The organism is Terrimonas ginsenosidimutans, from assembly GCF_022012415.1.
Classification (GTDB): Bacteria; Bacteroidota; Bacteroidia; order Chitinophagales; family Chitinophagaceae; genus Terrimonas_A; species Terrimonas_A ginsenosidimutans.
This window is the reverse complement of the sequence record NZ_JAKLTR010000008.1, coordinates 70,430-83,675: the sequence shown is the minus strand read 5'-3', so window position 1 is coordinate 83,675 and position 13,246 is coordinate 70,430. Positions and strand designations below refer to the sequence as shown.

General features: G+C 46.3%; 10 protein-coding genes. All 10 read left to right on the top strand.

Annotated features, from left to right (window positions below):
* The first annotated feature begins 31 nt into the window (after window positions 1-31).
* On the top strand, window positions 32-1,435 hold the full coding sequence (gene ccoG, locus LZZ85_RS13620) for a cytochrome c oxidase accessory protein CcoG (RefSeq protein ID WP_237872597.1): 1,404 nt from the start codon (window positions 32-34) through the stop codon (window positions 1,433-1,435).
* Between the two features lie 54 nt (window positions 1,436-1,489).
* On the top strand, window positions 1,490-1,927 hold the full coding sequence (locus LZZ85_RS13615; protein ID WP_237872595.1) for a FixH family protein: 438 nt from the start codon (window positions 1,490-1,492) through the stop codon (window positions 1,925-1,927).
* 5 nt (window positions 1,928-1,932) lie between these two features.
* Window positions 1,933-2,634, top strand: a complete 702-nt coding sequence (locus tag LZZ85_RS13610) for a sulfite exporter TauE/SafE family protein (protein WP_237872593.1) — start codon at window positions 1,933-1,935, stop codon at window positions 2,632-2,634.
* Between the two features lie 148 nt (window positions 2,635-2,782).
* Window positions 2,783-3,676: a bestrophin family protein gene (locus tag LZZ85_RS13605; RefSeq protein WP_237872591.1), complete on the top strand. Its 894-nt coding sequence runs from the start codon at window positions 2,783-2,785 to the stop codon at window positions 3,674-3,676.
* A gap of 184 nt (window positions 3,677-3,860) precedes the next feature.
* On the top strand, window positions 3,861-4,454 hold the full coding sequence (locus LZZ85_RS13600; protein ID WP_237872589.1) for an RNA polymerase sigma factor: 594 nt from the start codon (window positions 3,861-3,863) through the stop codon (window positions 4,452-4,454).
* Between the two features lie 104 nt (window positions 4,455-4,558).
* Window positions 4,559-5,749: a FecR family protein gene (locus LZZ85_RS13595; RefSeq protein WP_237872587.1), complete on the top strand. Its 1,191-nt coding sequence runs from the start codon at window positions 4,559-4,561 to the stop codon at window positions 5,747-5,749.
* A gap of 193 nt (window positions 5,750-5,942) precedes the next feature.
* Complete coding sequence (locus tag LZZ85_RS13590; protein WP_237872584.1) at window positions 5,943-9,350, top strand: SusC/RagA family TonB-linked outer membrane protein; 3,408 nt, start codon at window positions 5,943-5,945, stop codon at window positions 9,348-9,350.
* Between the two features lie 19 nt (window positions 9,351-9,369).
* Window positions 9,370-10,989: a RagB/SusD family nutrient uptake outer membrane protein gene (locus tag LZZ85_RS13585; protein WP_237872581.1), complete on the top strand. Its 1,620-nt coding sequence runs from the start codon at window positions 9,370-9,372 to the stop codon at window positions 10,987-10,989.
* A gap of 47 nt (window positions 10,990-11,036) precedes the next feature.
* The gene (locus tag LZZ85_RS13580) at window positions 11,037-12,005 is read left to right on the top strand and encodes a glycoside hydrolase family 18 (protein WP_237872579.1); all 969 of its coding nucleotides are present in this window, start codon (window positions 11,037-11,039) and stop codon (window positions 12,003-12,005) included.
* Between the two features lie 40 nt (window positions 12,006-12,045).
* Window positions 12,046-13,197 (top strand): DUF1735 and LamG domain-containing protein, encoded by a 1,152-nt coding sequence (locus LZZ85_RS13575; protein WP_237872577.1) that lies wholly within the window; start codon window positions 12,046-12,048, stop codon window positions 13,195-13,197.
* Window positions 13,198-13,246 lie beyond the last annotated feature (49 nt).

Genomic DNA, 13,246 nt, shown 5'->3' with positions numbered 1-13,246 from the left:
AAATATTAATACTGCACGCAAACAGAAGCGCATGACACAAGAAGCAGATAGTTCTTTCCGGGACAAGCTTGCTACCCTGGATGAAAAGGGTAAGCGAAAATGGGTTTACGCAAAAAGGCCATCAGGAAGATTTTACAGATCACGTACACTGGTCAGTGTATTCTTCTTTGCAATATTTCTTTCTCTGCCATTTATAAAAGTAAACGGCCGTCCTCTATTCCTGTTCAATATCCCGGAAGCAAAGTTCATCATTTTTGGAAAAATATTCTGGCCACAGGATTTCTTCATCTTCGGGTTAGCGATGGTGGCGTTCATTATTTTCATCGTATTGTTCACCGCGGCATTTGGTCGTTTATTCTGCGGATGGGTTTGCCCGCAAACCATTTTTATGGAGATGGTATTCCGTAAAATTGAATACCTGATAGAAGGAGACGCTGCGGAGCAGCGATTGCTGAATGCGGGTGGCTGGACGAATAAAAAGATCAGGAAGAAGCTCCTGAAGCACTCGGTATTCTTTCTCCTCTCATTCATCATCGCCAATTTCTTTCTGTCTTATATTATCGGCATGGATGAGTTGATCGCCACCATCCGCGAGCCGGTCAGTCAGCATTCGGGAAGCCTTCTTGGTATGATCGTCTTCTCCGCTGTCTTCTATGCCGTATATGCATGGTTCAGAGAACAGGCGTGTACAGTTGTTTGTCCTTATGGTCGTTTGCAAAGCGTATTGCTGGATAAGAATTCAATGGCCGTCGCTTATAACTATCATCGTGGCGAGCCAAGAGGAAAGTTCAAAAAGAAGGCAACGATCGAAGTGCAGGGAGATTGTATCGATTGCTTTCAATGCGTGAAGGTTTGTCCAACAGGCATTGATATCCGCAATGGCATACAGATGGAATGCGTTGGTTGCACCGCCTGTATCGATGCCTGTGATAAAATGATGGATGCCATCAGCAAACCACGAGGTCTGATCAGCTATACCTCCGAGAATGGAATTGCTAACGGAGAGCGGTTGAAGTTTACCCTGCGGATGAAATTGTATTCGGCATTGCTGATCGTGCTGGCCGGAGTATTGAGCCTGTTATTGATCAGTCGGAAAGACGTGGATGGCACGATCGTTCGGGCACCAGGTCAGCTTTACCAGGAGAGGAGTAATGACAGCCTTTCAAATCTTTACACCATCAAAGTGGTCAATAAAACATTAAAAGACATTGCGCTTACCTTAAAGCTGATGGACGCTCCCGGCAGAGTTCTTTCGGCCGAAGGCAAAGAAATACTTGTGAGGAAAGAAGATCAGGGGAAAAGCTCCTTCTTTATTGTGTTACCAGGCGATTATGTAAGCAAAAGAAAGATCCCGTTACAGATCGGATTATTCGACGGCGATCAGTTGATCACAAAAGTAGAAACGAATTTTATGGGACCTTTCGTACGGTTCTGAAGAGAAGACAGACATCAATAATGAGTCAGAATTTCAATCTTTAAAACACTTGATATGAGTTGGGGAAACAGGTTACTGATCACATTCATCGTTTTCGGGTCCGGGATGATCTATCTCGTTTACCGTTGCATGAATACTGAGTTTGAGTTGGTGGAAAAGGATTATTACAAGAATGAGCTGGCGTACCAGGAAGTGATCGATGCATCGAAAAGATCAGCGGCGCTCAATTCAGCAGTGAAGCTTACAAAGACGGGAGAGGAGATGCGGTTACTGCTGCCTGCGGAAATGAAAGGTAAAAAGATCGAAGGGGAGATCTGGTTCTACTGTGCGTATGATTCAAAAAAAGATAAAAGGCTTTCTTTGAAGACGGATGAAGAGGGTGTTCAGGTGTTGCCCGTCAGTTTGCTTTTGCCGGGACGGTATCTGGCCAGGATCAGTTGGAAGGATGGGACCGACAGTTATTACCAGGAGATCTTCTTAACGATTAATTGACCCACGTGATCCTGCTACCTGCGATTGTACTGGGACTGGCGAGCAGTCTGCATTGTGTTGGTATGTGCGGACCGCTCAGTCTCGCGATGCCGGCCGGTAATTTGACCGGTGGCAAGCGCTACCTGAACCTGCTCATGTACCAGCTGGGTCGGGTATCAACGTACGTTATGATCGGTGTAATTGCCGGTTTGCTTGGAAGAGGTATTTTGCTTGCCGGTTATCAGCAGGCATTGTCTGTTGTAATGGGACTGATCATTCTGATCGCCGCGATAGGGTATTATGCAGGAAGAAAAGCAAAACGCGTCTCTTTTTTACGGGGTTTTTACCTGTATATTAATCAATTGATCGCCCGGCTGATCAGGAAGGCCGCCGATCCACGCGGAGCGTTCATGTTCGGTATGGCAAATGGGTTGCTGCCCTGTGGAATGGTCTATCTCGCCGCAGCAGGTTCACTGTCCTTTGGCAGTGTTTACTACGCTGCTCTGTTTATGTTATTCTTCGGCCTCGGAACGCTTCCTGCTATGTTGCTGCTTGGATTTGCAGGCCGCCGCCTGGCAATAGGGAGATATCGGTGGTTAAGCCGTGTCAGTCCTTTTGTGATGGTGCTGATGGGAGTTTTGTTGTTGATCCGGGGATTGAATTGGGGAATTCCATATCTGAGTCCTTCATTGATAGGATCACCGGAGGAGGTGATCTCGTGCCATTAGTAAAATACCTGTACCGGGTTGACATTGTTCGTGTTTCTGCCGCCGCTTCAGCGTTACCTCTTCAATGACTTTTTAAGAGCGGCCCAAAACTTGTTTACTTCTCGCCGTGTCATTCACTTTCAGTAAATTCAAACACTAAACAAGTTGTATGCTGCTGGCGCAAAATATCAGGTTAACGAGGATCTTAAGAAACACATGGCAGGTAGATATCATCATGATCATTTCATGCACGATCGCCTACCTGGTGCGCTCTTATCTTATTGCGTACCATTTTGAAATTCCGGGGATCATCCCGACCTTACTGGGTACGGCCATTGCATTTTTTATCGGATTTAATAATAACCAGGCCTATGATCGCTGGTGGGAAGCACGCAAGATCTGGGGTGCACTCGTGAATGATTCCCGTTCGTTTGCACGTGCCTTGCTGAGTTATGCCGGCAACGATCGTGCTACGGCTGTACGGATGATCAACCGTCACCTCGCTTTCTTATATGCCCTCAAGGCAAATCTGCGGAATGCGGCGAATGATAGCTATGGGAATAGTTTCCTCACAGAAGAAGAACTCCGGGAAGTTGATGCTCAAACCAACCGGCATAACGCCATTATCAGCATCCAGTCGCGCGATCTTCAGAAACTTTCTGAAAACGGCACGATCGACGGGTTTCGTTTTTTAGAGATCAATGAAATGCTTGTTCGCTTTTGCGACTCGATGGGGATGTGTGAACGGATCAAGAATACCGTTTTTCCGACGACATACAGTTATCTCACTAAAGTCTTTATCTGGTTATTTGTAGTCACATTTACGTTGGTGATCAGCCAGACTGCCGGCATCTATGCGATCTTCCTTGGATGGCTGATCGGTTTCGTATTTGTATCCACACAGATCAACGGAATGAGCCTCGTCAATCCTTTCGAGAACAATTCTGCGGGTGTTCCGTTGAACCAGATCACCCGGACCATCGAGATCAATCTGCTGGAAATGATGGGAGAAAAGAACATTCCTGAACCGGTGAAGCCGATCAATGGGGAGTATGTGATGTGAGGATGCACGGAAGATGCCGGACCACGGGGGCAGCAGATGTCGTGCTACGGGTGATGGTGTGCCGCCTGAAAGAACAAGTTTTCCGGCCCTCCGGCGTCTCATTTAGTACGCAAACATCAAGAATGATCAAAAACGGTCATAAAAATGGATAAAACCCTTATGTTTGCCCTAACTAACTACTCTTGTGACCAACGATTGCCAATATAACGTTCATGACGTATTAGACCGCATTGCCCGGGACGATGAGAAAGCATTCGTTGCCCTGGTTAGCTGGTTCACCCCTAAAGTCTATGGCCATATCTTGACCTATGTCAAGAATTCTCCGCGCGCGGAAGAACTTACGCAAGACATCTTTATTAAGATCTGGAATAATCGTCACCAGCTTCCGCAGATAGAAAATTTTCAGGCTTATCTTTTTACGATGGTAAGAAATATTACCATTTCGGCTTTCCGGCAGAAAATGGTCAGTTGGGAGGAGGCGCCGAAGGATGAGCTGGAAAGTACTGCGCTCACCCCGGCCGGAGAACTTGAATACCGCCAGCTTTCAGATCTTCTCATGAAAGGTATCGATCGTTTGCCGCAGCGCCGCAAACAGGTTTTTTGCATGAGCCGGCTGGAAGGGAAAAGTCACGAAGAGATCGCCCGCACACTCAACGTTTCCAAAAGTGCTGTAAACCAACATATAGTAGAAGCACTTCTCTTTCTACGCGCCTATCTTGGCAATCGCATGATCACAGCAACAGGCTGTCTGCTGTTATTCATGAACGCGGCAAAATAAATTATTATTATTTTTTTTCGGACCGACCTGATGTACGCCGTTTTTCCTGCGTCATATTATATGTGGGAAACCTTTGCCTGTTTATACCTCAATGATTTTTAATTATGGAAGAACAACGATTGCAGGAGCTGATAGACCGCTACATTTCCGACCGGTGCTCACCGGAGGAGATGCAACTGCTTGCTGCATTGATCTCGGAGGGCGATGAAAGATTGCTCTCGGGGATCATGGACCGGCAGTTAGAGTTGAACACGGCAACGGCGGAAGATTTCCCCGGCGTTACTGAAAAAATCACAGCAGCGATCGCTGCTAAAATCTCTGCTGCAAAACAAAAGCCTTCACCGGTTGTGCCCATCATACAGGTGCGGCGCTGGAAACGATTGGCTGTTGCGGCGGTCATACTTGCCGTCGTATCTACCGGGGTCTATTTCTGGCAGATCAGATCCGGCAAAACGGACCAGCCGATTGCATTCCAACCCAATTCCCCGGCTATTATCGAACCTGGTAAAGATGGGGCCATCCTGACGCTGGCTGATGGACGCACCATGGTTCTTGATAGTCTCGGCAATGGCATTCTTACTACGCAGAGCGGCAGCAAGGTCGTTCTGGAAAATGGTCAGCTTTCCTATAACAATAATGGTAACCCTTCCACTGAAATCGCTTTCAATACGATCAGCACCCCAAAGGGCCGTCAGTTCCGTTTGCAATTGGAGGATGGCACGAGAGTGTGGCTGAACGCAGCCTCATCCCTGAAATATCCAGCTTCTTTTACGGGTAGCGACCGCCGTGTGGAAATAACGGGGGAAGCCTATTTTGAGGTGGCCAAAGATCAGAAAAGACCTTTTCATGTGAAGTTGAATGATCAGACCGAGATCGAAGTGCTGGGCACGCAATTCAATGTCAATGCCTATGCAAACGAAGGCAGCATCAATACAACACTTCTCGAAGGCTCTGTGCAGATCAATAACCGTAACGGCAAAACGCGGATCGTCCCCGGCCAGCAGGCGCAGGTATTCGCCGGAGCAGACATTGTGAAAGTGCTGAATGAAGTCAACACCAGTAAGATCACCGCCTGGAAAGATGGCGTCTTCAATTTCGAAAACGCATCCCTGTTCGAAGTCATGCGCCAGCTCGAACGCTGGTACGACATCGAAGTAGAATATGATAAAGGCGTTCAGAACTATGAATTCTTCGGCAAAATGGGCCGCGATCTTTCTCTGCAGGAAGTTCTTCGCGGTCTTGAAATGAACGAAGTGAATTTTAAAGTGGAAGGAAGAAGAATCGTTGTCCGTTGACCTTTCACCGGAGTATTCGTGAATGGAATATGTATTCCGGGCAACGGACAACGGTGAACGACAACGAAAAAGACAATCATTTATAAAAAAATGCCGTCCGGAACTGGCATTCCGGCGGCACTTAAAACAGTTCAGTTGATTTAAAAAGCTCTGCAAGCTTTCATTTATTCATTAACCAAACTAGTGCGAAGTTATGTTAAAAACTGCTTTACGCAACCGGGAGGCTATGTCTGTTCCGATCGGGGCCGACCAACCACCAAGCACCGACAGCCATTCCCCCTGGTTGACCACCAAAACGATGCTGAAGATGAAATTCACTCTTTTCTTTATCCTGCTGACCCTGCTGCAAGCTCAGGCAGAAGGATTTTCGCAGACTGTCAATTTCTCCGGGAGGAAAGTTGGGTTGACAAAGGTTTTCGAGGTCGTAGAATCTCAAACCGGCTATTCTGTGTTTGCTAATAAGAATTTGCTGAAGGAAACACGGTCCGTGTCCATATCAGTAAAGAATATGCCGCTGAAAGAATTCCTGGATATTATTTTCAGGGATCAGCCTGTGAGCTATGAGATCAACAACAAGACCATTTTCCTGAAGAAAAAGGTGCTCGCGCCTGCTTCCACTGTAAAAGGGGAGGAGCAACGGGCTGCATTCCAGACTATCACTGGTACGATCGTCGATTCTTCCGGTGCTCCGCTCGCCGGCGCTTCGATTACGATCAAAGGGACCAATATTTCCGCCACCACCAATGATGCCGGACAGTTCCGGATCGAAGCCGAGCCGAATCAGACCCTCGTGATCTCTTTCATCGGATACCAGGTGCAGGAACTTCCGTTGAATGGCCGCACCAATGTTGAGATCATTCTCAAAAAGCAGGTGGCTGAAATGGAGCAGGTAGTGGTTACAGCTCTAGGTATCACGCGTAAAACAAAAGCGCTTAGCTATAGCGTACAGGAAATAAAAGGAGATGAAGTGGTGCGTGTAAAAGACGCCAACTTTGTAAACAGCCTTGTGGGTAAAGTGGCTGGTATTACGATCAATAACTCTGCTGCCGGTATCGGTGGTTCTGCAAGAGTGGTGATGCGTGGTACAAAATCTCTTTTTGGAAATAACAATGCGCTCTATGTAATCGATGGTATTCCATTGCCTAATCTTACTACCACACAAGCCAGCGATATCTTTACTGGTTCTGGTGCAAGCGGAGATGGTATTTCGAACCTCAACCCGGATGATATAGCGTCAATGTCTGTTCTTACCGGTTCTGCTGCTGCCGCGCTGTACGGAAGCCAGGCTGCGAATGGTGTGGTGTTGATCACTACCAAAAGAGGCGTAGCAAATAAGACCAGCGTTACCGTTGCCAATAATACTAACTTCTTCAATCCGCTGATCCTTCCGGAATTTCAGAATACTTATGGTTCTGCCCCTGGTGACTACTACAGTTGGGGGCCAAAGCTGAATACGCCGAGCACGTATAAGCCGTCTGACTTTTTTCAGACTGGTTATAACGTGACCAATTCCGTTTCTCTGGCAACCGGTTCTGATAAGAATCAAACTTATCTTTCTGCAGCCACGGTGAATGCTGAAGGTATTGTTCCAAATAATGGCCTGGCGCGTTACAACTTTTCAGTGCGAAATACTTCATCTTTCCTTGATGACAGGATGACTCTGGATGTCAGTGGAATGTACATTAAGGTGAATGAGGATAATATGCTTTCCCAGGGGCAATACTTCAACCCATTGGTTCCGATCTATCTGTTCCCCTTAGGAGATGATATCGAGCGCTATAAGGTCTTCGAACGTTATAACCCGGCCCGTAACTTCAATACGCAGTTCTGGCCTTACGGTGATCTTGGTTTCCAGATGCAGAATCCATACTGGATCATTAACCGTAACCTGTTTGAGAATGCAAAAGACCGGTTTGTGCTAAGTACTGGTTTGAAATACAATATCAATAGCTGGCTGAATATCGCAGGCCGCGTGAAACTGGATCACAATACATCCGTTAATGAGCGCAAGTTCTATGCATCCACTTCTGGTCTGTTTGCTTCTGATGCCGGAGCTTATAATAAAAATACCGCAGTAACAAAACAGCTTTACGCCGATGTATTGCTGAATGCGAATAAGAATTTTGGTACTGACTACACGCTGAATGCCACAATAGGTTCGAGCTTGCTTGATACAAGGTATGACCAGGAAGGCTATGGTGGTAATCTGTTGGGAGTGCCGAATTTGTTCGCCTATCAGAATGTGAACCTGCTACAATCGACTGTTACGCAGAATCGTTTCCGCGATCAGTTACAGGCAGTATTTGGTACAGCACAGATCGGTTACCGAAATATGCTTTTTGTTGATGTTACAGCTCGTAATGATTGGGCTTCAGCATTGGCAAACACTACAGCAAAATCGGTATTCTACCCATCAGTAGGTGTATCAGGAATTCTGAGCGATCTTTTCAATCTTCGTTCAAACATTGTTTCGTTTGTTAAAGTAAGAGGCACTTACAGTGAAGTGGGTAATGCGCCAGAACGGTTTGTGTCACGTGCTACTAACCAGATCGTCGGAAGCTATCCGACGCCGATCACTTTTATGCCTATCGCAACCCTGCGTCCGGAAAGAACAAAATCTTTTGAAGCGGGACTTAATCTCCGTTTCCTGAAAAACAAGATCAATTTCGATGTTTCGGCATATCAGTCCAGAACGTTCAATCAACTCTTCAATCCAGCACTTGCTTCCAGTACAGGTTTTCTTAGTGCGTATATTAATGCCGGAGAAGTGTTGAACAGAGGTATAGAGGCGTCGCTGGGTGCTAATCTTAAAATAGGCAAGCTCGACTGGACTTCTACCGTTACGTTTGGTATGAACCGTAACAGGATCGAGCAGCTGCTGAATGATTATATTGATCCGATCACCAATACACCGGTAAAAGGATTGGATAGCCTTAATATGGGTGGCACTGGTAGCTTCACGACCGCATTGGTAAAAGGTGGCTCAATGGGTGATATCTATGTAAACTCACTTGCTGTTGATGAACATGGTTATATTAATGTCGGTCTTGTATCGCAGACTGTGACTGCAGACAATAGCCGATTCTTAAAAGCCGGTAACTCTAACCCAAGGTATAATATCGGTTTCAGAAATGGATTTGCTTATAAGAATTTCAATTTTGATTTCCTTATCAATGCGCGTCTTGGTGGCGAAGTGGTTTCCATTACACAGGCTATTATGGACAGGTTTGGTGTGTCAAAAACCTCTGCGGATGCCAGAGATGCAGGGGGTGTGGTGATCAATGGCGAGCGGATCCCTGCGCAACCATACTATTCAGTGACCGGTGGTGGTGTTGCCGGTGTTGGTTCAATGTATGTTTACAGTGCATCAAACCTTCGCCTTGCAGAAGCTTCATTAAGCTATACTTTCCCGGGTACTCTTTTCAATAATAAGATCAAAGGCATCACGATCGGTGTCAATGGCCGCAATCTTTTCCTGCTGACAAAAGCGCCATTCGATCCTGAAACAGCTGCCAGCACAGGCACCTATTACCAGGGTATTGATTACTTCATCCAACCCAGCCTGAGAAGCTTTGGTTTTAGTACAAGAATCCAGTTCTGATCCTTTAAAGTATCAACAAATGAAAAAAAATATTCTCCTTATAAAAAGCGCACTTTATTGCCTGACGGCAGTGATGATGCTGCAATCATGTACAAAGAAGTTCGAGGAGTTCAATACAAATCCGGGTACGGCAACTTCAGAAATGATGGAGTATGATTACCTGTCGACCGGTGTATTCTTCCCGCAGATGCAACAGAATATTTTCCCTGTTGCCCAGCAACCCAATTTCGGTGATGAGATGTACCAGATAACCCAGAACCTTGCAGGTGATGTGTATTCCGGGTATATGGGTGCTTCGAATAACTGGTTTGGTAATGCAAATAATACTACGTATGCAATGATACCGACATGGTACAATGCGGCGTTTGGCCGTTCTTTTCTTGGAGTAATGCCGGCATGGTTGTCCATCAAAAGAAAGTCTGAGTTTGCTAACCCGCATGTGTATGCTTTGGCGCAGATCCTGAAAGCAATGTCATTGCACCGTACGACAGATATGTATGGCCCGTTACCTGTAACCGATTTTGGTAATGGAGGCTTTACAACGCGGTATGATAACCAGGAAGTGGTGTATGATTCTCTTTTTAGCGCACTGAACTATGGTATCAGAACGCTCACTGAATATGTTTCGCTTTATCCGGGTCAGCGTCCCATGCAGAAGTATGACCTTGTTTACGGTGGTGATTATGTGAAATGGATCAAGTTTGCCAATTCATTAAAGCTTCGTCTCGCGATGCGTATTGTAGATGCAAATCCGGCGAAAGCGCGGCAATACGCGGAAGAAGCGGTAAGCCATCCTGTAGGAGTGATCACTGATAACGCTGATAATGCCATGCTGGTGAGCGGTGCCGGTGGTGTGAACTTTAATAATCCACTTTATATCATCTGTTTCAATTTTGATGATATCAGGATGGGCGCAAACATGGAATCATTCCTGAGAGGTTATAATGATCCAAGGGCTGATTTTATGTTCAACAAGGCTCCCGACGGTCAGTTCCATGGTATCCGGAATGGTATTTCGATTGCGAATAAGGCAGCTTATACTGCGCCTTTCTCTACGTTGAATGTCGCTGCTAATACACCGGTTCGCTGGATGTCTGCCGCAGAGATCTATTTTCTGCGTTCCGAGGGTGCAATGCGTGGCTGGAATATGAATGGCACAGCCCAGCAATTATATGAGCAGGGTATCACAACTTCCTTTGCCCAATGGGGGGCAAGTAACGCCGCTGCGTATATCAATAACTCAACGAACGTACCGGCGCCTTATACGGACGTTGCGGCACCTGGGACCGGAAACAATATCGCTGCAAACAGCGCAGCACTCAGCACTATCACTATTCAATGGCAGGAAGCGGCTACTACTGCCGTTAAGCTGGAACGTATCCATACACAAAAATGGATCGCGGTCTATCCTGATGGGCAGGAAGCCTGGAGCGAATTCCGCCGCACTGCTTATCCGAAGATCTTCCCGGTCGTGTTTAATCAAAGTGGTGGTCTGATCGCGCCTCCGGCCCATATCAAACGTTTGCCTTTCCCGCAAACAGAATACCAGAGCAATTCTGCTGGTGTTGCTACAGGTGTGAGCGTACTTGGGGGCCCCGATAATATTGCGACATCGCTCTGGTGGGATAGAACTCCATAACCGTTATTGACAGGAAATATTTTAAAGACACTATTAAACAATACAACATGAAAACAAAACTGCTTATCGCTTTTGTGATCATCGTTTCGGCCTCTTTTGTCGCCTGTAAAAAGGAGAACATAGAGATCCAAAAACCTTTCGAATATTCAGATGAGTACTACGCAAACCTGCGTGCATACAAAAAGTCAGACCACCAGATCTGCTTCGGCTGGTTTGCTGATTATTCACAAACATTCTCTTATGGTATGCACTTTAAAGGCCTGCCGGACAGTATCGATATCCTCAGCCTCTGGGGAGGTATTCCTAAAAAAGAAGACAACCCTTCAGTTTGGGAAGAATTACGCTTCGTTCGTGATGTGAAGGGCATGAGGCTCGTAGCTCCCGTTATCGTTCAGCTGGAAGGTAATAACATGCCTATCAATGATGAGGGATTACAGATGTATGCAGATTATCTGGTTAAGATCGTAACCGACAATGATCTTGATGGTCTGGATATGGACTGGGAGCCTGTTAGCGGAACATATCTCAACAACGCGGAAAACTTTGCGAAACTTGTGGTAATGGTTAGTCAGAAACTCGGACCAAAATCAGGAACAGGTAAGTTGCTGATCGTGGATTATTATAATCATACATTGCCGACTACTATCGAGCCATATCTTGATTATTTGGTGAACCAGGCATATACGCAGGGTACAACTTCCAATTCAGGAGCAAACCTGCAGACCCGGTATAACAGAGTTGCAGCATGGTGCCCGCCGAATAAGTTTATTGTGACAGAAAACATTGGTGACTGGTGGCAGAACGGTGGTTCGCCATTTACTGAAGTGAATGGAAACACGATCAGCCCGGTTGATGGCCTGAGAATGTATTCGCTGGAAGGAATGGCAAGATGGAACCCGACGCAGGGTACAAAAGCCGGCTTTGGGGCATTTTATTTCGGCCGCGATTACAACAGTAATCCGCCTTATAAATACATGCGCCGTGCGATACAGGTAGCAAACCCTGCCGTCAAGTAAGCAACCGTAAAATCATTACAGTCAATCAAAACAAGCACTAATGAAACTTAGCTATATATTCTCCGCGCTGCTTCTGCTTTCCATTGCGGTAGCATGCAAAAAAGAGCCGGAGTATGCACCTAAACTGTATTTCACAGATACAGAGCAGTTCCCTGAAAAGACGCTGACCGTTGACGGTCCGGCTACCGTTGGCCTTTCAATTACGTCTTCGGTCAAGGTTGATCGCGATATCCGCGTATCGATCGAGACAAAACCGAACATGGTTGAATCTTATAACGCCCAGAACAATACTCACTATGAGCCATTGCCTGAAGGGAGCTATGCATTGAATACAAACAACGGTTCGATCACCATTTCGAATGGCACTAACAGGTCTGATGTGGCGAATTTCTCCATTCTTTCACTCGATCAGTTTGAAGAAGGTGTTACCTATTGCCTCCCTGTGAGTATTACCAGTGTTGATGGCGGTATAGATGTGCTGGAGTCTTCCCGTACTATGTACCTGATCATCAAAAGAACGATCATCACACAGGCGGCATCGCTGGCCTCAAGCCGCTATTTCCGTGTGCCGGGTTTTGCTGCTGATGCAAATCTGGCAAGTGTGGCTGCATTGACCATGGAATGCCGTATCAGTGTAAACGCCTTCCAAACAGCGAATCCTTTTATCAGCTCTGTAATGGGTATTGAGGAGAATTTCCTTCTCCGTTTTGGTGATGTGAGTATTCTGAACAGCCAGTTGCAACTTGCCGGTGGTCTGATCAGTGGCCGTAAATTTCCTGTAACAAGTAAAGGTTCATTCGCTACCAATCAGTGGATACATGTGGCTGTTGTTTATAACGGATCTACTATCGCGCTTTATGTAAATGGTGTTCTGGATAACTATACGGATGCGCAGCCAGGCGGCGTAAATCTGACAGATACCTATTCTGACGGATTTCTGATCGGCCGTTCCGCCGGTTCACGTTATCTGAATGGAGCTATCAGTGAAGCACGGGTCTGGACCCGCGCGCTTACACCAACAGAATTGCAAAACAATCTGTGTTATGTAAGTCCTGATTCTCCCGGCTTGCTCGCCTACTGGCGTTTTAATGGTGATATCGCCGGCAATGAAGTTCCTGATTTGACAGGTCATGGTTATTCTGCTATCGCGAATAATACCATTACCTGGATCCCCGGAGTTCGTTGTCCTTAACTGATCCATAAGAACTGGTCACGCATTTTTGTAATTGTCAAAACCACTA